A 22,385-nucleotide genomic window follows, 5' to 3' on the forward strand; every position below is an offset into this window, starting at 1 on the left:
GGCTGAAGCGATTAACCCCACATTTTTGCATGGTCAAATGTTAAAAATTGACCAGGCGGCTGGAGAAAAGGGATGGCAGGTAAGCGTTCCCTTACTTTTTAGGTAAGGGAACGGAAAATAACGGGGGAGTTAAAGCAGATGTAATTTTTTCACGTCGATCAGCAGGCTTTTGCCGTGGCGGAGTAAAGTGCCATTAACCGAAATTAAATCGTCCGGTTTCACTTCCTGTCCCTGCCAGACGTTATCGTCAATTTGTAACTGGACGGTGCCTGAGCGATCGCGCAGCTGCCAACTGTTTTTACCGGTCTGCCGGATAATGTTGCCCTGCAGGGTTACCCAGGTGCCGGTAGAAAGCTGCGCAAGCTGGCTGGTCGCGGTCAGCTGCTGGTTATCGGTTACCGCGCGGTAGCCATCTTTCTGATCTTCCGGCGGCGGTGCTTTGCCGTGCGGATTAAAGCCGCCATCGGCGGCCAGCGCCGGTGCGGCAAACAGTGCGGCCAGGCACAGCGTCAGAATTTTATTCATCGCTTCCTCCTGCTGTTGGCAGTAACCGCTGCGCCATTAGGGTTCGCCCAGCTGTTCCACATCAATCCAGTGACGTTCGCCATCCTGACGTACGCGGCCATTCATCCGCACCTGATCTTTGGCGCCATAGGTTTCCCCAGCCCAAACTTTTTTCGGAATAACCAGGTCGATGGTGTCCTGCGATTGATCGCGCAGCTGATAGCGATTGTCGCCTTTTTGCTTAATGATATAGCCCTCAACCGTTACCCAGGCGCCGTCATGCATCGTTTTTACCAGCTTGATGGGCGCGGAAGCGGTGTCTTCGGTTCCTTTATAGCCGCTGTCCTGTTTAGCCGGCGGCGTTTCGCCGCTCTTGTAGCCGCCGGTATCGTCGGCGAAGGCTGGCAGCGTGAAAAGGGCGATAAGGGCTGCAATAGTCAATTTTTTAGCCATACATTCTCCTTAATAACTGTCCGTTCGGGCCAGGCGAAAGACGCCTTTGCAGAATATAAGCCTGGCACAGTCTGGTGAAGTCGGGAGAAAACGGCGCACGGCCGCCTTGATATTGCACAACTTTAGGAAAAGAGGCGGGAAAGGTTACCGGTGGCGACGATACGGTTGCGCAAGGCTGAGCAGAGCGCCGCAAACGGAGCGCGGCAGGGGTTAAACCTGGCCAAAGCGACGCCAGAGAAAACGCAGCACAAAAAATTCTATCGTACCCAGCACCAGAAACCACAGGCACAACACAAAGGTATACAGCTGATTAAGATCGCTGAAATGAAACAGCGCCATCAGGCGGGCAGTAAGCTGAGGGCCAGGGGAAGGCGCGGGCAGCAGCAGCGCAGATAAAAAGCCCAGCAGCAGGATGCTCATCGGCGCAAGCCAGTTTTCAAAAGTGGATTTCATGAGGTTCAGGATGACAAAGAAAACGAGATGGTTATTGTCCGTGAATCAGCTGATGGGTTCAACGTTTAGCGTTCGTCTTTGTTAAATCAATAGCTTGCGTTCTGGTTTTTCGGCGAAAAGCCTGGGAAATCTGGTCTGGTTTAGCTTTTGTTGATGTTTTGCTTTGCATAATCGCCGTGAATTTTGTGACCTGCTTCAAAAAAAAGTTGCTGTAAAAAACGGCTGTCGTTATAATTTTCGTTGTTTTTTTCAACAGAAGTTAAGCAGGTCATCAGTTATGAAAAAGTTCTTCCGGTATGTGTTTCGCGCTTATGTTGAAACCTTTAAGCACGTACCGCCCGGCGCGCTGAACTAACGGCAGCGCCGCACCGAAACCCTCGATAACCGCGGCCAGGGAACGACCGATGGTTATCAAACCCGCTTAACAGCGTCCCATTTTTCTCCCTTCTGCTTTACCTGCTAATAACCCTGCTCTTGCTGATAAGCCCTTTTCCGTAACCTTCTCCTTTCTGGCGTCCTGAACCTGACAAAGATCTACAGAAATTTTCTTAAATGCCCGTTGTTGATAACCGTCGCACATTTTTATCAGCCGCTCTTATGCCGCGCCCCGGCAAACAAGGCGAAGCGCTATTTAGCGCCTAAACTTAGCGGGTATCCCCTAACCTGAGAGCAGCTGATGAAGAGAGCAACCCGGAGTCGCGGGCCGAATAACCGCACACTTCTTCTCGGTGCGGCCGCAGCAATGGCCGGTACGGCGCTGCTTGTTAAGCAATGGCGCAAATGGCAGCAGACGCCGCCGGTGGGCATTCATAGCCATCAGGCGGGCCTGGCAGGTTATTACCAGCAGATCGGGCCGTGGCGGATGTTTACCCGCGTGACGCCGGAAACCCGTCCCGGCCTGCCGGTGGTACTGCTGCATGGCCTGGTGCTGTCCGGGCGGGCAATGGAGGATTTAGCGCTGGCGTTAGGCTGGGAATATCGCGTACTTGTGCCCGACCTGCCGGGCTTTGGCGGCAGTTCGCTTCCGGCCTCGCAGCCGGTGCTGAATATCGATCGGCTGGCAGAGGCGCTGTGGATGTGGATGCAGCAAAACCAGCTGCCGCGCGCTATTTTCGTCGGCAATTCCCTGGGCTGTCAGATACTGGCCGCGCTGGCGGTTGCGCATCCTGAAGCGGTCGCCGGTCTGGTGCTGCAGGGGCCAACCGTCGATCGTCATAACCGTACGCTGCTGCGCCAGATTTGGCGAGACTGGCGCAATGGCCGCCGGGAAAAGCACCGCTCACCCGCCGCGCTCAGCCGTATCGATTACGCCAAAGCCGGTATCTGGCGAGCAATCGGTACCGTGCGCGCCATGATGCGCGATCGCATTGAACAGCGTCTGCCGCATATCAAAGCCCCGACGCTGGTGGTGCGCGGCTCTTACGATGTGGTTTCGCCCGCCCGCTGGGCGGCAGAAATGGTGGCGCTGCTGCCGCGCGGCGAGCTGATGACCATTCCGCAGGGCACCCATACGCTGCACTACGTTTATCCGTGGAGCTACAGCCGCGCGATTCGGCCTTTTATCGCTCGCGTGCAGAAGGAACAGGAAAACCATGAGTAAACCTCCAAAGGGCATTGCCCGCTTTGACTCCTCCGCCGCGATGGTGATGGCGCTCAGTAACGCGCTGCATCAGCGACCTTTCAGCAGCCCAAGCCAGTCGCCGACGCTGGATCGCGTTTTGCCGGCGCTGAATCTGCTGCCGGAGCGCGTACGCGAATGGGGCTACGCGCTTGGCGGCATGGCCGAAGGTATTTCTCTGAGCCAGGCGCAGCAGCTGGATATTGAAGGCATCGCGCGCTGGGTCGCTAATCAATATCCGCAGCAGCAGTATCAGGCGGCGTTCGTCGGCTCCTCTAACGGAGCGATGGTGCATCTGGCGGCGGCGATGGGCGTGCCCTGGCTGCCACAAACTTTTCTGTGTCCGGTGCGCTCGCTGCATAACGATCCGGACGATGCGCAAAAAGGCATGGCGGACGGCAAACCGATAACCGATGCGTTGCTGGCGGCCTCGCCGCATCTGGCGGTACATCAAATGCAGGATCCGAATCAGGATCGGTTGATGCTGGAGCAGATGTCTTATTTCCGTTTAAAACATCGAAAACTGCCGCTGGAATACAACGAATTTTTATTAAGCGCGCTGCCGCCGGGCGGCACGCTGGTTATCAATCACTGTACGCAGCAGTGGCCCGCCACGCGCACCAGCGATCGCTCGTTTTATCAGTTTGGCGCGCTGGGCGGCGCAACGGAGCAGGAATATTTTTCCGGCGGACCACGGGTGAGGGAATATCTGGCGCGCTATGGGATTGAGCGGGAAAAATGGGAGCCGCCGGCGCCGAATGTTACCGTACCGGAAGCCGAGTGGGGATTTGACGCGCACCTGATGGCCGAGCTGAAAAAACTGGCCAACAGCCAGAACTGGAAGCTGGTAGAGCTGCGCTATGAGAACCCGGAAGCGCTGAGCTTTGTTACTGCAGAGATTTATCGCGACTGGTATCTGTCGGCAGGCGTGATCGCGTCGCGGCTGGTGGTGGATAGCTTTCTGCTGATGGATCCCTGGACCACCATGCAGCAGTATGCGATCCCCTTCTGGCTGACGTTCTGTACCGAGCCATCCGCGAGTTCTTTACAGCGCTATCTCGATCGTCAGCCGCCGTTTCGTAATATCGATATGCTGCTGTTTTCTCACGGCACGGAAAGTATTGGTCTGGCTTCGGTTGAGCGCTGGCAGCAGCTGCTGAATTACGCCACGGATGAAGGGAGCTTTGTCGGCGTCGATCCTGAACGTTTCCCGCGTGATTTTGCTACGTTAGCGCGTTTCGACAGCGAGCTACAGCAAAGAGCGCCGCTGTTGCCGCCACCCGAACCGTTAACGACAGAGAAATTTTTAGCGGGCGTACAGCGTTACGGGGATAAATTTCAGGTGGAGTGTTTACTGCACAATTGAGGCGGGGAAGCGCGAGCAGTCAGGCCGGATGACCTGACTGCTGGCTACAGCATTACTGGGTTTTTTCAGCGATGATGGTCAGTTTTTCATCGGTCGCTTTCTCTTCCTGCAGCGTTTCTTCCAGCAGGCGAGCCGCTTCTTTATAGCCCAGCTTCTGTGCCAGCGCACGCAGCGTGCCGTAAGTAGCGATTTCATAGTGCTCGACTTTCTGCGCCGCACCGATCAGGCCGGCATCACGCACCACGCCTTTTTCTACGGAATCGATAATTTCCTGCGCTTCTTCTACCAGCCCTTCCAGCGCATGGCATTTCATACGCTTAATCCGCACTTCAGGCGTCGCTTCAACCAGCTGGTCGAGACGCTCGATCTGGCCCTGGGTTTCTTCCAGATGCGTGTTGAACGCCTCAATAAGTTTCTCATCGCTGGCGGCACGCGCCATTTTCGGCAGGGCACGGCTAATTTGCTTCTCAGCGCTATAAACATCAGACAGATCGTGAATAAACAGGTCTTCCAGCGTTTTAATAGTCATCGTTATCTCCATAACCAAAGGGGAATAGTTTATTAGCTCAGGGTAGCGAACCCTCTTCACTCAAGTATAGTCAAAAATAAACAACTGCAACGGCAAAATAGAGAACCAGGATTCTTCCGGTCGCTGCCAGTCTGGCTGTTTTTAAATAAGTAATGGGCTGGGTTAATAATAAATAGCAGAAGGAGAAGCTTGCTCTATATAAGCGAAGGGAAATATAAATAAAATAGGGGATGAGGCACAGGGCTAAACGACGCTACCCACAGCACGCAAAGGCGCGCTGCGGGTTTTGCTAATTCTTACAGGTGATGATCTGATGGAAACTAGCTGCGGTGACTATTCTTTCCGCCTTTTTTGCCTGCTTCAGAGGCTTTTTCGCGGTCATTTTTAAAGTTGCCGCCGCTGTGTTGGCCGCCTTTCTTACCGGCTTCAGAGGCTTTCTCACGATCTTCTGCAAAGTTTCCTGAACCACCACGATGCTGAGTCATATTATTTCTCCTCGTGTGTATTAAAGAATGCATATATTTATCAGTGGGCAATAAATATATGCGCATCCAACGTTTTTAAATCTAGCGGCTGAGGGTGATATTGCAAGTCAGCCGCAGCTAAAAGATTTGCTTATGGTGGTTAATATTGCATAAGTACGCGTTACGTAACGGATAAATGAAAATGTTATATTTTATGAATAAAGCCAGATATATATCAGACGCTTCGCTTGTTATTACAGAGAGACGAAAGAATAGTTTTTAGCGGGAAATAAGGATGTTTCCTGGGCCAAACCCGTAGCGGGTTGGCTTCAGGTCTGATCAGTTAAAAAACCGAGGCCGTTTTATTTTATTTGGTCTTTACTTAGTTAATAAGTTAATTCACTACGGAGGAGAGAACTGATGAACTCCAGATGGTTACGATCCCGTGAACTTCCCCAGCTGGGGTCTTTTATCGTGTTAAAGAAAGGTAAAGTGGCGTGGCTGCTGTTCCGTAACGGCGGCGCGATTTCCCGCTCTGCACAGTGGCTGCGGCGGCACTGCCACGCCTTCGAGCCGGTGAACGCCTCCTCTCGCCTACGCTAAGCTGATTTACCGGCGACGGCCATCGCGCGCGGCCTGCCTGATAAAATTCCGTGGCTCAGGAACGGCAGAAGGCGCGTCATGATGGCCGGATGCAGAAAAGCTGCGGCGTTTTTGATTGCTATGCCGCTCAGGCCGCGGCTAAAATACGCGCCTGAGGTGATGGCGTACCACCTTACCCAACCGCTACTCTTCTTCTGAGAGCTGATGACGCCTGACACGACACTTCCTTCCGGGAAAGGTGTGACGTATGTCAGGATCTCGCTCTGCCTCCTTGCTGCGTCATATCTTATTAAATTAAAAGGGTTAACGGGTCTTAACGGCAATGTTGAAATCTATGCTGGCAGTTATGCTGGGGGGCGCCGCAGGCTGTACGCTGCGCTGGCTAATCTCGCTGCGCTTTAACGCGCTATTTCCCAACCTGCCGCCGGGCACGCTGCTGGTTAACCTGCTGGGCGGGCTGATCATCGGTATGGCGACGGCCTGGTTTATCAAGAATCCGCATTTATCGTCAGAATGGAAACTGCTGGTTGTCACCGGGCTGTGCGGCGGGCTGACCACCTTTTCCACCTTCTCTGTAGAAGTCATGCTGCTGATGCAAAGCGGCAAATACTTCTGGGCAATGGGCCAGGTGTTGGTTCATGTCATGGGCTCGCTGCTGATGACCTTTGCCGGTTTTGCCCTGGTCACCCTGCTGGGCTAAATAACCTTCTACAGTTAAACCGGGCGGCGCTTTTTACGCGCCGGTTTTCCCGGTGAACAAGGAGGACGAATGACCATCAACCGTACATTTATTAACCTGGTGCTGCGCCGTATTGCTGGCCCTTATTGTTCGCTGTCGCTAAAGCAGCGGGCAATAAAACTGAGCGCCCGCTGCGCGCCAGAGCCGGATATAGTATGGCCGACGCCGGTTTCATACAGCGTTTCTACCGGCATGCCCGCTGCCTTCAGCCGCAGCGCGGCGGATTCGGTTTCCTCCCACGGAATTACCGGGTCAGCTCTGCCGTGAACCAGCAGTACCGGCGCATTGCGGACCGGCATCAGCGGATCGGGCGTTGCCAGACGGCCGGAAAAAGCCACCACGCCCGCTAACGGCCAGCGCCCGGACGCCAGCGCATCCAGCGCCATAATCGATCCCTGGGAAAAGCCCACCAGCAGCACCTTTTCCGGCTGCGTCATCTGGTGCGCGCTCAGCAGGCCGCGCAGCGTTTTATCGAAGGCGGCACGCGCTTCCCTTACCCGTTCGCCCCGGTTTTGCGCGGTTACGCCGTCAAGGCTAAACCACTGAAAGCCGGGACCGTGATCGAAGCGAAAGGGCGCATCGGGCGCGGCAAAAGCGGTGGCGGGCAGCAGCGGCGCCCAGTGCGGGCCAAGCCCGGCTAAATCGTCGCCGTTGCTGCCGACGCCGTGTAGAAAAATCACCAGTTTTTTTGACATCTTCGCCTCCGCGCGGAAAGTTTTAGCATGCGCTTTTACGTTTCGGAGTTAAACCCTTATGGCAATTTGCACTAAGCTCAGTGATTCGTAGGGCAAAAAGTGAGCGTAACTATGCTATTTCGCCGTTTCGAACGTTATATCAATATCTTCCAGGATGCACCCGGCGAAGCCCCGCCGGATCGCGTTGGTGCCTTTTATGGTTATTTTTTACGTCAGGTATGGCGCAGTTTTGCCGCGCTGCTGGCGGTCGGCCTGATCGCTTCGCTGATTGAAGTGGCGCTCTACCGCTATTTGAGTCAGCTGATCGATATGGTTAACGCCTCAACGCCTGCCAGCTTCTTTCAGGAGCACTGGGGGGCGCTGCTGTGGATGGCGGCGGTGGCGATGATCCTGCGTCCGCTGTTTATCGGCCTGCATGATTTATTAATCCATCAAAGCATTAGTCCCAGCCTGGGCAGCCTGATCCTCTGGCAGAACCACAGCTATGTGCTGCGCCAGAGCCTGAAATTCTTCCAGAACGATTTTTCCGGGCGTATTGCCCAGCGCATTATGCAGACCGGTAATGCGCTGCGCGATTCGGCGGTGCAGACCGTCGATGCCATGTGGCACGTTTCTATTTACGCCATCACTTCGCTGGTGCTGTTTGCCGAAGTGGACTGGCGACTAATGCTGCCGCTGATCGCCTGGATTTTCGCTTACGCCAGCACGCTGCGCTATTTTGTGCCGCGCATTAAAGCGCGATCGGTGATCTCCTCTGAGGCGCGCTCAAAGCTGATGGGCTGCATTGTTGATGGCTATACCAATATCACCACGCTGAAGCTGTTTGCCCATACCGATCTGGAGCGGCGCTATGCGCAGGAGGCGATTGGCGAGCAGACGGAGAAAACGCAGCAGGCCAGCCGAATGCTGACCAGCATGGACGTTACGCTCTCCACGCTGAATGGCTTACTGATTGGTTCCACCTGCGGGCTGGCGCTGTGGCTGTGGAGCGAGTCGCTGATTACCGTCGGCGCGATTGCGCTGGTTACCGGGCTGGTGATCCGTATTGTGAATATGTCCGGCTGGATTATGTGGGTGGTCAACGGCATTTTTGACAATATCGGTACGGTTCAGGATGGGCTGACCACTATTGCGCAGCCGCTAAGCGTCACCGATGCGCCGGATGCTAAACCGCTGCGCATAACGCAGGGCGCGATCCGTTTTGAAAATGTCCATTTTGATTATGGCGGCGGTCGTCAGGTGATCAATAACCTGAACCTGAATATTCAGCCTGGCGAAAAAATTGGGCTGATTGGGCCGTCGGGCGCGGGGAAATCGACGCTGGTTAATCTGCTGCTGCGGCTGTATGACCTGGAAGGCGGCAGCATCAACATTGACGGGCAGAATATTGCGCAAGTGACGCAAGCCAGCCTGCGGGCGCAGATTGGCATGATCACTCAGGATACTTCGCTGCTGCACCGCTCCATTCGCGATAATCTGCTGTATGGCCGCCCGGACGCCAGCGAAGAGGAGCTGTGGACGGCGATTCGTCGGGCGCGCGCCGATGAATTTATCCCGTTGCTTGCCGATAATCAGGGCCGTACCGGGCTGGATGCGCATCTGGGCGAGCGCGGCGTGAAGCTTTCCGGCGGCCAGCGGCAGCGTATCGCTATCGCCCGCGTGCTGTTAAAAGATGCGCCGATTTTGATTATGGATGAGGCCACCTCGGCGCTTGATTCAGAGGTAGAGGCGGCGATTCAGGAGAGCCTGGAAACCCTGATGGAGGGCAAAACGGTGATCGCCATCGCTCACCGGCTCTCTACCATTGCCAGGCTCGATCGGCTGGTGGTGCTGCAACAGGGCAGGATTGTTGAGACCGGTAACCATCAGCAGCTGCTGGCGCATAACGGACTTTACTCCCGCCTGTGGCGTCATCAAACCGGCAACTTTGTCGGCGATCATTAGGCTTCACCACGGCGGTAGGGCAGCGCGTGACGCGCGTCCTCCGCCCAGGCCAGAATATCCGCCTGCTCCTGCTGTAAAAAATCGCCTACCGCCGCGCGTAGTCCCTCATGGCGCAGCCAGTGCCATGAGCGGGTAATGGTTGGCTCAAACCCGCGCACCAGCTTATGCTCGCCCTGGGCGCCCGCGTCGAAATGGCGCAGGCCGTGCGCAATGGCATAGTCCATTCCCTGCCAGAAGCAGGTCTCGAAATGCAGCCGGTCAAACTCCGCCAGACAGCCCCAATAACGGCCATACAGCGTATCGTCGCCGATCAGGCTGAACGCCATCGCCACCGGCTGCCTCTCCCGCTGAGCCAATACCACCCGAATCGCCTCCGGCATTCGCTCCGCCAGCAGGCTGAAAAATTCACGCGTCAAATAGGGCCGCCGCCCGCGCACCGCGTAGGTATTGGCGTAACAGGTATATACAAAATCCCAGCGGGCTTCATTCAGCTCGCCGCCGCTGAGCCAGTGAAAGGTAATACCGTTGGCGGCAACCTGCTCGCGCTCTTTACGGATCTGCTTGCGCTTGCGCGACATCAACGTATCGAGAAAATCCTGAAAGTCGCGGTAGCCGGGATTATGCCAGTGATACTGGCAGCCGGTGCGTGATAGCCAGCCGGGATGCGCCGCCAACAGCGTATCGCTACGCGCATCGGTAAAGTTAATGTGGGCGCCGGAGAAACCTCGCCGGGCCAGCGCATCGGGCAATTCTTCCAGCAACGCCGTCAGCGCCGACGCTTCGCCCAGCAGACGCGGCCCGCTGACCGGGCTGAACGGAACCGCTCCCAGCCATTTGGGATAATAGGGAATACCGGCACGATGACAGGCATCCGCCCAGCTGTGATCGAAGACATATTCGCCCCAGGAATGGCTTTTTTGATAGCCCGGCAGCGCCGCACGCAGCCGGCCCTGTTCGAAAGCGACCAGATGCGCCGGTTGCCAGCCGCTGTCTGCGCCCACGCTGCCGCTCTCTTCCAGCGAACGCAGAAAGGCGTAACGTAAAAACGGATTGTTCTCAGGCAGTAGCGCATCCCAGTCGGCGGCAGAAACGGCGGCAAGCGAAGAGAGAAAGGAGAACGACATCAGCAGGCTCCGACAGATGGCGGGCGAGCCGTAAACCGGCCGCCCGATAGTGAAACGTCACCTTAGCATATTCGGCTTAATCGCTGTCTTCACGCAGATTCAGCGCCAGCGCGCTGGCGGGATCGAACAACGACAGGCTTTCAATCTGGTCGAGCAGGATCACCTTACGAAAATCGAGCGCCGACTGCGGCTCTGACGTCAGGCTAATATCGTGTTTAGCGTACCAGGCGCTGTAGTTATGCTCCACCACCAGATCGAGATTATTTCTGTCACGGTAGCCGCTCAGCATCGGTATTACCACCACGTTATTGGCTTCGGCGCTGTCGAAAGAAGAGGACATAATCATGCCGATATAGATGCGGCGGGAGGTCAGGGTAATCCACGCCAGCTCGCCGCCATCCATACACTGATAAAGCAGGTGCTCTACGCCGTTGGTGCGTGAAAGTACATTATAAAGCTCGCGGCGACCGTGTCCGTCAAGCCGCGCGCTGCCCGCCCAGTTAGAGCGATAAAGGCAAAACAGCACGGCAAAGGTCAGCATAATTACCACCGGCGCCTGGATGCCGAGAAAGCTCCAGTTCATAAATTCGATATGGTAGCGGTGGTGTTCGGAGCCAAAATATTGCGGCAGTTCATTCATCACCGCTGAGGTGGTCAGCAGCAGCAGCCAGATAATCGCGGTAGCAATTACGCCCTGAATAACGAAAATACAGCCATAAAGCGCGACCAGGAAATAGACGTCCCAGCCAAAGGTACGTTTAAATTTGAAGCGCGTAGAGAGATCGCGGCTGCTGTACCAGTAGCCGCAAACCATCAGCACCATAAATATTGCGGTTCCCATCTTATGCCCTCTTTAACGCCTCGACGTGGCGGGCAAAATCCTTCTGCACCTCTTTGCTGTGAATATTAACCATCGCGCTGCCATTTTCATCGATTACGATGCGATCGCCATCGTCAATCGAATCCTGGACATCGTCCTGAGACAGAACCTGCAGTAGCTTTTCAGGGCTGGTAAATAATGAACGAATCAGCTTTAGCATCACTTTCCTCCTTTGCCCTTAAGTGTAGGAAGGGATAGCCGTTTTGGGGCGGGATCTGTCTGAATCAGACAGCGCAACGGCAAAAAAACGCGCGGCGTTCTGCACGGTTAACCGCCTATTTTCTTCGGCCACGGTCGCAGGGCGGCGTCAGTTTTTTGATAAGCCTGTCGCGGGCCGCACCGCCCACGCTGCCGAAAAGCGACCACGAAGCGCTGAAATAACTTCACAAAGCTTCGGTTATACTGAGCGTCTTGTTAATCAACTGACTGGATTGTATGGAACGTTTCACCGAAAACCTGATGTATGCATCGCGCTGGCTGCTGGCACCGGTTTATATTGGCCTGTCGCTGGGTCTGCTGGCGCTGACGATTAAGTTTTTCCAGGAAATTATCCATCTGCTGCCCAATATTCTGGATATTGCGGAAAACGATCTGATTCTGCTGCTGCTGTCTCTGGTGGATATGACGCTGGTCGGCGGCCTGCTGGTCATGGTGATGCTTTCCGGCTATGAGAACTTTGTTTCTAAGCTCGATATTGACGAGCATAAAGAGAAACTGAGCTGGCTGGGGAAAATGGATTCCGGTTCGCTGAAAAACAAGGTGGCGGCATCAATCGTGGCGATCTCCTCGATTCATCTGCTGCGGGTGTTTATGGAAGCGCGCCATGTCCCCAATGATAAGCTGATGTGGTACGTGATTATTCATCTGACCTTTGTTTTCTCCGCGTTTTTAATGGGCTGGCTTGATTTCATTACGCGTCAGGATAAGAAAAAACAGTGATTGTCGGCTTCTTTGCTGAACCTGTTTATTGTTGTCCTGAAGCCATGTCCGGCATGGCTTTTTTGGGCGCGCATCCGCCCGGCATGGCGTCTTAACGGCACTGCCGGGCGTCCCGTCTGTTGTGCCACCGACAGCAGAGCATTTCCCCGCGTCAGCCAGCAAAATATGCCAGGCTTAATCCATTCAGTCTGTGATTATCACGGGAGTAATATGGATTTCCTTGCGTGGACCGCCACCAGCGGCGGGTTACTATTAATAATGTCTTTAGCATCGGGCTGGATCCATCGCGGCCCGGTGACCTCTTTCGGCCTGTTTCTGCTGATTGGCATTTTGTTTGGACCCTGGGTACTCAATTTTGTCACGCTCGATCTCTTAAGCCATCCCGACCTGACGGCGCACATTACTGAAATCACCATGGCTGCCTCGCTGTTTATTACCGGCCTGAAGCTGCGCCTGCCGCTAAAGTTCGCCAACTGGCGCGATGGGATACTGCTGGCATTTCCCGCCATGCTATTGACGGTGCTGGGAATGATGCTGGTTATCCATCTGGTTACCGGATTTTCCTGGCCGCTGTCGCTGGCGTTTGCGGCAATTATCGCGCCGACGGACCCGGTGCTGGCCAGCCTGATTTCCGTCAGCCATGCGGGCGATGACGATGCGCTGCGCGTCGCGCTCTCCAGCGAGGCGGGATTAAACGACGGCTCGGCGCTGCCGCTGCTGATGCTGGCGCTGCTACTGTTACATAACGACACCCCGTTTTCTGCCGATCTGCTTGGCCACTGGCTGGCAAAAGATGTGCTGTGGGCGATCGGAATGGGCGCGCTGATTGGCTACAGTTTTGGCCGCCTGATTGGCGTTCTGGCGACCCGGCTGCGCAGCGTGAATAGCGATACCGCCCCGAACGATTTTCTGGCGCTGGCGCTGATCGCCATTTCCTATGCGTCGGCGCAGTATGTCGATGCATCCGGCTTTCTGGCGGCCTTTGCGGCGGGCGTAGGGCTACGCCACGCTGAGATCTACGTGGTGCGGACTTTCCCGCCGGAGCAGCTGCCGAAAGGCGAGAGCATCCCGCCTGCGGAAGTGCTGGTTAATCCCAACCAGCGTCATATGCAGCAGGATTACGATCCGGCGCACTCGGTAGGGCTGGTGGTGGGCGATGCGCTATCGTTTGGCGATACGGTTGAACGCCTGCTGGCGGCGCTGATGGTGGTGGTGCTGGGCGTAACGCTGGCGCTGCACTGGAACAGCACCGGCCTGCTGCTGGCGGCTATCCTGTTCCTGATTATTCGACCGCTGGCGATATGGCTGGCCACCATCGGCACCGGCATTCCTTTCTGGCGGCGCATATTGATTGGCTGGCTGGGTATTCGCGGCATCGGCAGTATTAACTATATCGCTTACGCCTGGGTCCACGGGATGACCGGACCGCAGGCCGATGCGATGGTGGATATGGCGTTAACGCTGGTCGTCGCCAGCGTGGTGATCCACGGCATTACGGTGACGCCGCTGCTTAACCGCCGCCAGGCCTGGCAGCAGGCGCGACATAAAGCGGAAGAAGAAAAACAAAGGGAGGAACAGGCGCGGCGGGAATAAAGAAATCAATCGACTAACGTTAAATAAGGCTGACGGCGATCTCGTTTTTCGCGCTAAACTACCTTTCGCGACGCCGTCCGGCGTCGATCTTAATGGGCCACTCCCGACTTTTATTCACGCGCCGTTTTTTATAACGGATCGGGCCGCCTGTTGCCTTACCGCTAGCGGGTTTTACGTTTGAGGTTGACAGAATTAAAGCATGATAAGTCGGCGGCGTTTTCTTCTGGGAGCCGGTGCCAGTCTATTTTCGATAAAAACCGGTAATTTATTCGCCCGACAGAATGTGATTCCGCTGTGGCCTGAGATGCCGCCGGGCGGCGGCGGTCCTTCGGGTGCGCTGCATATCAATAAGTCCGGCTCCTGGTTTAATATCGTCTCGCCATCGATTCAGCGTTTTCAGCCCGAAACACCCAACGGCGAAGCGGTGCTGATCGCCGCTGGCGGCGGCTATAGCTGGATCGGCATGGGACGCGAAGCCTGGCCGGTGGCCCGCTGGCTGAACGGCTTTGGCTATACCACCTATGTGTTGAGCTACCGGCTGCCCGGCGAAAAATGGCATGCGGGCCCGCTGGCGGCGCTACAGGATGCGCAGCGGGCGATTCGTCTGGTGCGGGCGATGGAAGGGCGCGTGCATGCGCTGGGGTTTTCCGCCGGCGCGCACCTGCTGGGCATGGCGGCGGCCCGGCCCGGATTCGCCAGCTATCCTCCACAGGACAAACTGGACGCCAGCGCGGCGGTGATTGATAGCATGGGGCTAATCTATCCGGTCATTACGCTGGAGGAGCCCTATAACCACACCACCACGCACCTTATTCTGACCGGCAAGCACGCCACGCCGCAGAAAGAGGCGGAGTGGTCGATAGAAAATTTTGTCACCGCAGCCTATCCGCCGACCTTTCTGGCGCAGGCGGAAGACGATCGCGTCTCGTCGCCGCAAAACTCAATCATTATGCGTGATGCCTGTCGTCGCGTGGGCGTGCCGGTTGAATGGATTCAGATCAGTCGAGGCGGCCACGGCTTTGGCCTGGGGAAAGCGGGAACGCCAGCGGCTATCTGGGATCGGGCCTATGTGAGCTGGCTGCAATCGCAACGGCATCAACATCGACGCAGGCCGGTAGTGACGGAAATGATTTAAATGTCCGGCGCAGGAAGCGCGCCGGAGCAGGCGGTTATTTGCTGGTAAAATCAATCACCATACGGCCACGGATTTTACCCTCTTCCATTTCGTGCAGGATCTCGTTGATCTCCTCAATGGCGCGGCGCTGAACTTTCGGCACCACCTTGCCTTCGGCGGCAAACTGGAAGGCTTCAGCCAGATCCTCGCGGGTGCCCACCAGCGAGCCGACCACCTCAATGCCATCCAGCACCAGGCGCGGAATATTCAGGCTCATCGATTCCGGCGGCAGGCCAACGGCCACGATGCGGCCACCGGCGCGCATGGCATCCACCGCTGAGTTAAAGGCAGATTTAGCGACGGCGGTAACCACGGCGGCATGTGCGCCGCCCACGCGTTGCTGAATGATTTTTGCCGCATCTTCATTACGTGAGTTAATGACAATATCCGCGCCCATTTCGCGGGCGAAGGCGAGCTGATCGTCATTAATATCCACCGCGATCGTTTTGGCGTTAAAGACGTTTTTCGCGTACTGCAGCGCCAGATTACCCAGACCGCCCAGGCCGTAAATGGCGATCCATTTGCCCGGACGAATGCCGGAAACTTTCACCGCTTTATAGGTGGTAACGCCCGCGCAGGTAACGCTGCTGGCTGCGGCAGGCTCAAGTCCGTCCGGCACCTTAACCGCGTAGTCGGCTACCACGATGCACTCTTCCGCCATGCCGCCATCCACGCTATAGCCAGCGTTTTTAACCTCGCGGCAGAGCGTTTCATTGCCGCTGTTGCAGTATTCGCAGTGGCCGCAGCCCTGATAAAACCAGGCAACGCTGGCGCGGTCGCCCGGCTTGAGCGAGGTGACGCCCGGCCCGACCTCCTCCACAATCCCGATCCCTTCATGGCCCAGCGTGATGCCGGTGGTATCGCCGAAATCCCCATTCTTAACGTGCAGATCGGTATGACAAACGCCACAGCACTCCATTTTCAGACGCGCTTCGCCATGTTCCAGCGCCCGTAGCGTTTTTTCTACTACGGCCACGCGATGATCTTTCGTTACAACCGCTGCTTTCATATTGGCTACTCCATATCCGTAGATGAGTTAACGATATACCCGTCATACTTCACGTTACATGTGCGTTGGCTTTCCTCGCTCACCGCAGTCACTTACTGGTGTAAGCGCCTGGGGATTCACTGTGTTGGCCTGCAACGCAAATTATTCAGAGTATAAAACTTTTTTGCCGTCGTCCTATGCTACCTATTAAGAGTTAGTGGTGGCAAAGCGTTTGAGCGGGATGTGACAACGATCACTGGTGTACTACGCTTTAAAGAGCCTGCCAGCGTAGCGCGAGAGATGCCACGACGATTAAAAAGCGCGCCTGTGCCGCCATCCAGACAAGGAAAACATCGCCTGTGAAAAATATGACCTACCATTCCCCCGCCAGGCAAAAGGGTTATGCCGGGCTGGGCGACTATGCCGCTATTGGCGAAGGACGTTCCGTGGCGCTGATTGCACCCGACGGCGCGATCGACTGGTGGTGCGCGCCGAATATAGATTCGCCGCCGTTGTTTGACCGTATACTTGACGCCGGAACGGGCGGTTATTTCCAGCTGGCGCCGGTAGGGGAATGGCAGATGCAGCGCAGCTATCGCGAAAACAGCAATGTGCTGGAGACGCGCTACCACACGGAAACGGGCGAGGTGCTGATTACGGAGTCGCTGAACAGTACGCTGGCCGGACGGCTGCCGTGGAATGAGCTGGCGCGGCGCGTGGAAGGCATCAGCGGAACAGTAGAGATGCAGGTGATCTTTCAGCCCGGCACCCGCGCGGAGAGCTGTTCACCCTGGCAAAAGCGCATCAACGGACATCCGATTTATCACATCGGCGAACTGATGGCGATGCTGCGGCTGACGGATGATGTACAGATTAACGCGTGCGGCGATGAGCGTTTTACCGCTACCTTTACCGCCTCGCCCGATTCCCGCACGCTGGTCGCGTTAGTCACCACCGAACGTGAGCCGCTGGCGATCCCGCCGCCGGAAAAAATCGACGAACGGATTGAAACCAGCCACATCGCCTGGCGCGACTGGGTGAATGGGCTCAGCTGGGACGGCCCTTACGGTAACCATGTGCGGCGCTCGGCGCTGGCGCTGAAGTTTCTCTGGTATTCGCCAACCGGCGCGCTGGCCGCCGCCGCCACCAGTTCGCTGCCGGAAAAGTTGGGCAACGACAAAAACTATGACTATCGCTACGCCTGGATCCGCGATGCCTGCCTGATTATTAAAGCCTTTGTCTATCTCGGCACGCTGGAGGATTGTAAGGCGGCGTTTTCCTGGCTGTCGAGCACCATTCGGCGCTATGACGGCGGCCTGCGTACCTGCTATACGCTGGAAGGCGGACAGGTGCCGGAAGAGCATAATCCGCCGCTGTCGGGCTATCAGGGCACGCAGCCGGTACGGGTGGGCAATAACGCCCGCGCTCAGGTGCAGTTGAGTATGTATGGCGATATGCTGGCTACCGCGCGGCTGTTTATCCAGGCCGGGCACGTGCTGGATCTCTCAACGTCACGCCTGCTGGGCAAGCTGGCTAATTACTGCGCCGACGGCTGGCGGCAAAAGGATTCCGGTATCTGGGAACTGCCGGAAGAGCAGCACTATACCCATTCTAAAATGGCCTGCTGGCTGGCGCTCGATCAGGCGGTGCAGCTGGCACAGGATAGCCATATCGAATCGACCTGGATACACCGCTGGGAGCGCGAGCGGGATCGCATCCGCGACTGGATCGAAACGCACTGCTGGTCGGAACAACGTCAGGCCTACACCTTTTATGCCGGTAGCGATCGGCTGGATTCAGCGGTCGCGCTGACGCATTACTATGGCAGCAAAGTTAATCTGCAGCGGATGTTATCGACCCTGGCGCAGATACGTAAAGAACTGGGCCACGGCGACGTGATGCTTTATCGCTATTCGCAGGCGGAAAAAGAAGAGGCCACGTTTGTCGCCTGTGCGTTCTGGCGGGTCGAGGCGTTGGCGGAGCTGGGCGAGCGGGAAGAGGCGCGGCGCACTATGGATGAAATCCTTGAGCAGCTGTGCCAGCGCGGTAACGTCCAGATTTTCAATGAGATGTTCGATACCCGCACCAAAAGCTGGATGGGCAATATGCCGCAGGGGCTGAGCCACCTGTCGCTGATTTGTGCCGCTAAGGCGCTGGCGGAGAATAATCCGGGCCATCGGGTGTAGCGCGGCGCGCAGAAAGCAGCAGGCTAAAAGGGGGTTTTAGCCTGCTCTGCCTTTAATCTGCCGGGTAGATTTCCGGCATCAGCTTTTTCGCCTGCCGGGCAAAAGAGGCGGGCAGAGGCTTAATCCTGCCGTCATTATCCTTCTCTTCCCAGGGTGCGAATCTCCCCTTGAGATAACAGGCATAGCGGATGGTATCATCATTAAGCGTTATCTCTAACCAAGGCTGATCATCACCGTAAGTCCAGTAGTATTTCACCGCCTTAATCCCTTTGGGCAAAGCGTTTTCCGCCATAAAATACCTGAGGCGTTCCGCCAGAACATAACTGTGCAGTTCGAAGAAATAACCGCGCCGCGTCGATTTGCTCAGCAGATAGATATTTTCTGCTTCCTTATCAAGCAGTCGCTCTTCGGTATAGCTGATTACTTCTGGATGCTTAACAATCAACTCGCGCCAGCCGCCGCAGTCAACCTCAGCAATCAGCTGACGCAGCGTATCAGCAACGTCATTATCGTCGATGTGCGCCAGCAGCCGCCCGAAAACCGGTTTTTCCACCACTGCCAGCCAGCTTTTGCTGCGATCGCGCCAGCTGTGGTTAGCGGGATGGCAAAAGGTATAGCGGTCGCCGCTCATCTGCACCAGGTAGTCATCCTGGGTGAGCAGCGCGCGTTCCAGCAGATGCTCAGGATGCTCAACGATGCGCCTGTCCAGAACGCGAAAACTCTTTTCAACAAGCAGGGTAAACATCGCCCGATCGTGGCATTCATCGTTAGCACGGTACGCCAGCGCCAGCAGGCCTCTGATGCGCCCCTGTAGATAAGGGTGGTCTTCCGCATGCATCATCGCCGTTTCCCAGTCGATGTTCTGCATTATCAAGCCCACCTTGAGGATCTCTTCCTTCCACTGCTCGTTCGACACTGAATGTCTGCCTAACGCCGCCTGCCACCGCTGCTGCGCCTGCGTCAGGTCGGTATAAAGAGCGTGCGCGTGGGGCACGATAGCGTTGAGTCCGGCCAATACCCTGATAAATATATCAATGTAATCAAGACGCATGGTGCGTAGCAGATTATTGGTGATGCGCTGCCAGCGTTGCAGACGCAGCGCTTCGCCATCATCGTTGTCCTGCCTCAGGATAAACAGGGTCAGCGCATAAAACTGTGCCTGCACCAGATAATCGCTGGTGGTAATAAAGCGGGTCAGCAGCGCATGCGCGTCGGGAGTGGCGCGATCGGAGCAGAAGTAATCCAGCACCTGCTTGATCTTAGCCAGATCTTCTATGGTGAAGACGGAGTGTTGCCCGAACTCCAGCGGAGAGAAGGTGCTTTGCGCGTCACGCAGCAGGCTAAACCACGCGAGGTCATCTTCCGTTAGCGTATTCGCCGTTTTACCGCTCTGCCCACACGCCAGCAGGAACGCCATACGCATGAAAAACCGTAAATAGAGCGTATCAAACGGGAGCTCTTTATTCCGCCGCAGCCAGAAAAGATCGGTCCACTGCTGATCGAGCCGCAAGCTAAATTCGTGGGCTGTAGGCCACTGGCTGATGCGGCCAGAGAGCCAGGCCTTAAAGTTCTCAAAATCGGTGAGCGCTTTACCGCGAGCGTTCATTTTGATGTAGAGATCGTCGGAAAGCCCAAAGTTCTCCAGATTGAGGTAGTGAAAAACGATGCGTTTGTTTTCACGGTCGCACAGGCGTTGAAACAGATCGCCCTGCGGGAAGCAGAAGCGCTGCTGGATAGCGCACAGCATGGTTAAGCAGGAAGCGACAGTCGGATCCTGCAGCCAGGAAAGGTAAAACCAGGGGCTATCAATCAGCTGCTCATCAATGGGCGTCGCGTCGGAGCTAAAATCATAACGCGCCGGATCGGCGATAACCAGCGCGTCGAGAAATTCCGCAGCACTGGCGCGCGTTTGATAGCTAAAGCGCGATTTGCCGTTGTGCGTGAAGCGCTGGCGGAATGCTTCGCTCTCATTCTCTTTACCGGCTAACAACCAGTGCAGAAGAAAAAGCGTTGTCAGACGCTGCTGGCCGTCCAGTACCGACAGATTGCCGTTTTCCAGGCTGCCGTAGACAAAATCAAGATCGAGCGGCACGGTCTCACTTCCCTGCCGTAGCGCCTGCTCCAGCGTATGCAGAAACTGCTGGCGAATCTCCTGTGCTGACTGACGCCCCTGGGCATAATCGCGTTGAATCACAGGAATGTTGATGGCATCAACGGTGGTAAAAATATCCGCGAAAGTCATTATCGCGTTCTGGTTCATAATAATGCCTCGCTAAAAAAGGTGGCAAGCGTCTGGGTAATCGCCCGTTGATAGCTGTCGTGATCTTCCCGATTCCAGAAGGTCATATCATGAACGCGCTGGCTGTAATATTTGAGAAAAACATTTCTCGTGGCGATAGGCACAAAGGTGGTGTTTTTATCCGCCGCGATAATTCGCTGGCGCTTAATGGGAAAAATAGCGTTTTTATAGCTGCGGTTGGTGGCAGCATCCAGCAGGGTTAGATTGCCAATGCTGTTTTCCAGATCTTTTCGGCTATTTTTATTAAAGCTTTTTTGTACCTCGTTGAAAAGTTTGGTAAACGCGTCGCTGTCAAAGGTCTCCTTATTCAGCAATCTTCTCGCCTGGTTATAGAATTTGGTTTGCAGGGCGCCATACTGCTCGTCTTGAGCGGCGGAATCGTCCTCTGGGCGGAAATGCTGTTGGATAGTCTGCGTCCAGGCTTTCTGCCCGGGCGTACTTTCCGGCATTTGCGAGCTCACGGAGCTGATATGCTCAATATCCCAGGAATCCAGCTTATAACGCCTGAATTGAAAACGCATACTGGAATTGGCATTGGTTAATATGGTGGCAATATTAAATAGCAGCAGCAGCGCGCGCAGGCTTTTATCGCCATAGCTCAGGCTGGAAATGGCGGCGGCAATCTCCTCCTGCGGATTTTCCGTTGCATTGCCCTGAGGCGCTAATGCCGGTAGCGCGATGGCCTTAATTTTTTTCCTGAGTTGAATAAGAAAGGCGTTTTTGCTCTGGCTGGTTTCATGCCAATGAATCAGAGTTTGTAGCGTGACTTTCTGGCTAATCAGATAGCCGACCAGGTGATAGCCGTTTTGATCGTCGAACCACTCATTGAGCGTCATGAACAGATGTTTAATACGCATCCAGAGGTGTTCAACTGCCTGCGGATCGCTTTTGGCGTTTTTCAGATGATGCGAGAATTTGAGGAAGATATAGTAGGGATCCTGCATGGGAACCGGAGGTTTGAGCGTATCGGCAATCGTCTTGAGCAGCAGTTCAATGCGGTTATCTTCCTGCGGCGTATTACTGACGAAATACCAAAAATCGGGCTGCTGCAGGCGCCGTTCTATGTTGTCCCATTCATGAGCCAACCTCAGCTGCTGAAAGCGCACCGCTTCGCCAGACCGCTTAAAATTCCCTGCATGAAGAAACAGTGCCTTAACTAATTCGGCGTTAGTTAAAGGAATCTTACCGCGGTTGAGACGCGAGAAAACGGTGGTGGCTTCCGCCTCATCATGCAGCTGATACCAGATGAATTTTACGTTTCTGCCCGCCCGGTCGTCATTAAGCAGGGTGGTCAGGATGGCTTTATCCCGCCCCGGCCGCTCCTTAAACCAGGTTTTAACCGTCTCCCTGGCCTGAGAAATATGGAAAAAATCGATATTGTCTTCCGCTCTGGTCGGATCGATATGCTGTAGAAATTCCTGGCTATCGGGGCGGGTTTCAAAACGCAGGCTGTAACACTGTTGGCCCTGAACGGCATCAAGGCTGGTTAAATAGCGCAGAATAATGTAGAGGGTGATTAGCCTCTGCTGGCCATCGACCAGCTCCCATTCTTCGGCTTTTTTCTTCACTACTACTGGCTGTAGGCAGTAAAAGCGTTCTGTCGGTTTTCCATGAACGTTTTGCTGAAATTCAGCGAGATCTTCTAACAGATCCCGAACCTGGCGTGCCGTCCAACGGTAGCCGCGCTGATAAGCAGGAATAAAAAACTGTTCGCCGAGAAGTTCGCTGACGGGCTTAAGCATTAATTTATTTTTGTGGAGCATATATTCTCTTTCTGTCCCAAAAATGCGGTGGCGGGTAAATCGCTATGCGGGTGGCCTGCCTGACGTCGCGT

Annotated in this window: 21 protein-coding genes and 1 riboswitch; of the genes, 9 read left to right on the forward strand and 12 right to left on the reverse strand. The window is 55.5% G+C overall.

Annotated features, from left to right (window positions below; translation table 11 throughout):
• Positions 1-129 precede the first annotated feature (129 nt).
• From COO59_RS09580 to COO59_RS09590, 3 genes are all read right to left on the reverse strand, one after another.
• Positions 130-525: a YgiW/YdeI family stress tolerance OB fold protein gene (locus COO59_RS09580; RefSeq protein WP_103059577.1), complete on the reverse strand. Its 396-nt coding sequence runs from the start codon at positions 523-525 to the stop codon at positions 130-132.
• A 36-nt stretch (positions 526-561) separates the two neighbouring features.
• Complete coding sequence (locus COO59_RS09585) at positions 562-957, reverse strand: YgiW/YdeI family stress tolerance OB fold protein (RefSeq protein WP_103059578.1); 396 nt, start codon at positions 955-957, stop codon at positions 562-564.
• Between the two features lie 210 nt (positions 958-1,167).
• Complete coding sequence (locus COO59_RS09590; RefSeq protein ID WP_103059579.1) at positions 1,168-1,410, reverse strand: DUF1158 family protein; 243 nt, start codon at positions 1,408-1,410, stop codon at positions 1,168-1,170.
• 676 nt (positions 1,411-2,086) lie between these two features.
• Between COO59_RS09590 and COO59_RS09595 the strand changes: the two genes are divergently transcribed.
• Together COO59_RS09595 and COO59_RS09600 are read left to right on the forward strand one after the other, a co-directional pair.
• A complete protein-coding gene (locus COO59_RS09595) occupies positions 2,087-3,010 on the forward strand; it encodes an alpha/beta fold hydrolase (protein WP_103059580.1) in 924 nt (307 codons plus the stop codon).
• On the forward strand, positions 3,003-4,394 hold the full coding sequence (locus tag COO59_RS09600) for a hypothetical protein (RefSeq protein ID WP_103059581.1): 1,392 nt from the start codon (positions 3,003-3,005) through the stop codon (positions 4,392-4,394). The genes COO59_RS09595 and COO59_RS09600 overlap by 8 nt, the downstream gene beginning before the upstream one ends.
• A gap of 52 nt (positions 4,395-4,446) precedes the next feature.
• Here the strand turns inward: COO59_RS09600 and COO59_RS09605 are convergent, their stop codons facing one another.
• Together COO59_RS09605 and COO59_RS09610 are read right to left on the reverse strand one after the other, a co-directional pair.
• Positions 4,447-4,923: a YciE/YciF ferroxidase family protein gene (locus tag COO59_RS09605; protein ID WP_103059582.1), complete on the reverse strand. Its 477-nt coding sequence runs from the start codon at positions 4,921-4,923 to the stop codon at positions 4,447-4,449.
• 320 nt (positions 4,924-5,243) lie between these two features.
• Positions 5,244-5,408: a con-10 family general stress protein gene (locus COO59_RS09610; RefSeq protein ID WP_103059583.1), complete on the reverse strand. Its 165-nt coding sequence runs from the start codon at positions 5,406-5,408 to the stop codon at positions 5,244-5,246.
• A gap of 399 nt (positions 5,409-5,807) precedes the next feature.
• Between COO59_RS09610 and COO59_RS09615 the strand changes: the two genes are divergently transcribed.
• Together COO59_RS09615 and crcB are read left to right on the forward strand one after the other, a co-directional pair.
• Positions 5,808-5,990 carry a hypothetical protein gene (locus tag COO59_RS09615; protein WP_103059584.1) on the forward strand — a complete coding sequence of 61 codons (183 nt, stop codon included), beginning with the start codon at positions 5,808-5,810 and terminating at the stop codon, positions 5,988-5,990.
• Between the two features lie 146 nt (positions 5,991-6,136).
• Positions 6,137-6,211, forward strand: a riboswitch (Fluoride riboswitch).
• Between the two features lie 101 nt (positions 6,212-6,312).
• A complete protein-coding gene (gene crcB, locus COO59_RS09625) occupies positions 6,313-6,690 on the forward strand; it encodes a fluoride efflux transporter CrcB (RefSeq protein WP_103059586.1) in 378 nt (125 codons plus the stop codon).
• Positions 6,691-6,812: 122 nt separating this feature from the next.
• Here crcB and COO59_RS09630 read toward each other — a convergent pair whose 3' ends face one another.
• Positions 6,813-7,424, reverse strand: a complete 612-nt coding sequence (locus COO59_RS09630) for an alpha/beta hydrolase (protein ID WP_103059587.1) — start codon at positions 7,422-7,424, stop codon at positions 6,813-6,815.
• A gap of 111 nt (positions 7,425-7,535) precedes the next feature.
• On the opposite strand from COO59_RS09630, the gene COO59_RS09635 reads away from it, so the two are divergent.
• On the forward strand, positions 7,536-9,368 hold the full coding sequence (locus COO59_RS09635) for an ABC transporter ATP-binding protein (protein WP_103059588.1): 1,833 nt from the start codon (positions 7,536-7,538) through the stop codon (positions 9,366-9,368).
• Here COO59_RS09635 and COO59_RS09640 read toward each other — a convergent pair.
• The 3 genes from COO59_RS09640 to COO59_RS09650 all read right to left on the reverse strand — a co-directional run bounded on the left by COO59_RS09640 (position 9,365) and on the right by COO59_RS09650 (position 11,532).
• A complete protein-coding gene (locus tag COO59_RS09640) occupies positions 9,365-10,492 on the reverse strand; it encodes a GNAT family N-acetyltransferase (protein ID WP_103059589.1) in 1,128 nt (375 codons plus the stop codon). The genes COO59_RS09635 and COO59_RS09640 overlap by 4 nt on opposite strands.
• 76 nt (positions 10,493-10,568) lie before the next feature.
• Positions 10,569-11,333: a hypothetical protein gene (locus COO59_RS09645; RefSeq protein WP_103059590.1), complete on the reverse strand. Its 765-nt coding sequence runs from the start codon at positions 11,331-11,333 to the stop codon at positions 10,569-10,571.
• A gap of 1 nt (position 11,334) precedes the next feature.
• A complete protein-coding gene (locus tag COO59_RS09650) occupies positions 11,335-11,532 on the reverse strand; it encodes a hypothetical protein (protein WP_103059591.1) in 198 nt (65 codons plus the stop codon).
• Positions 11,533-11,807: 275 nt separating this feature from the next.
• On the opposite strand from COO59_RS09650, the gene COO59_RS09655 reads away from it, so the two are divergent.
• The 3 genes from COO59_RS09655 to COO59_RS09665 all read left to right on the forward strand — a co-directional run bounded on the left by COO59_RS09655 (position 11,808) and on the right by COO59_RS09665 (position 15,039).
• Positions 11,808-12,311: a TIGR00645 family protein gene (locus tag COO59_RS09655; RefSeq protein ID WP_103059592.1), complete on the forward strand. Its 504-nt coding sequence runs from the start codon at positions 11,808-11,810 to the stop codon at positions 12,309-12,311.
• A gap of 210 nt (positions 12,312-12,521) precedes the next feature.
• Positions 12,522-13,904, forward strand: a complete 1,383-nt coding sequence (locus COO59_RS09660; protein WP_103059593.1) for a cation:proton antiporter — start codon at positions 12,522-12,524, stop codon at positions 13,902-13,904.
• A 199-nt stretch (positions 13,905-14,103) separates the two neighbouring features.
• Positions 14,104-15,039 (forward strand): alpha/beta hydrolase, encoded by a 936-nt coding sequence (locus COO59_RS09665; protein ID WP_103059594.1) that lies wholly within the window; start codon positions 14,104-14,106, stop codon positions 15,037-15,039.
• A 34-nt stretch (positions 15,040-15,073) separates the two neighbouring features.
• Here COO59_RS09665 and adhP read toward each other — a convergent pair whose 3' ends face one another.
• Complete coding sequence (gene adhP, locus COO59_RS09670; RefSeq protein ID WP_103059595.1) at positions 15,074-16,087, reverse strand: alcohol dehydrogenase AdhP; 1,014 nt, start codon at positions 16,085-16,087, stop codon at positions 15,074-15,076.
• 338 nt (positions 16,088-16,425) lie between these two features.
• Between adhP and COO59_RS09680 the strand changes: the two genes are divergently transcribed.
• A complete protein-coding gene (locus COO59_RS09680) occupies positions 16,426-18,252 on the forward strand; it encodes a glycoside hydrolase family 15 protein (RefSeq protein WP_103059597.1) in 1,827 nt (608 codons plus the stop codon).
• 52 nt (positions 18,253-18,304) lie between these two features.
• On the opposite strand, the gene COO59_RS09685 is transcribed toward COO59_RS09680, so the two are convergent.
• Positions 18,305-20,512 carry a DUF262 domain-containing protein gene (locus COO59_RS09685; RefSeq protein ID WP_103059598.1) on the reverse strand — a complete coding sequence of 736 codons (2,208 nt, stop codon included), beginning with the start codon at positions 20,510-20,512 and terminating at the stop codon, positions 18,305-18,307.
• The gene (locus COO59_RS09690) at positions 20,509-22,314 is read right to left on the reverse strand and encodes a DUF262 domain-containing protein (protein WP_103059599.1); all 1,806 of its coding nucleotides are present in this window, start codon (positions 22,312-22,314) and stop codon (positions 20,509-20,511) included. The genes COO59_RS09685 and COO59_RS09690 overlap by 4 nt, the downstream gene beginning before the upstream one ends.
• Positions 22,315-22,385 lie beyond the last annotated feature (71 nt).

The organism is Mixta theicola (genome assembly GCF_002895925.1).
In the GTDB taxonomy this organism is placed as follows: Bacteria; Pseudomonadota; Gammaproteobacteria; order Enterobacterales; family Enterobacteriaceae; genus Mixta; species Mixta theicola.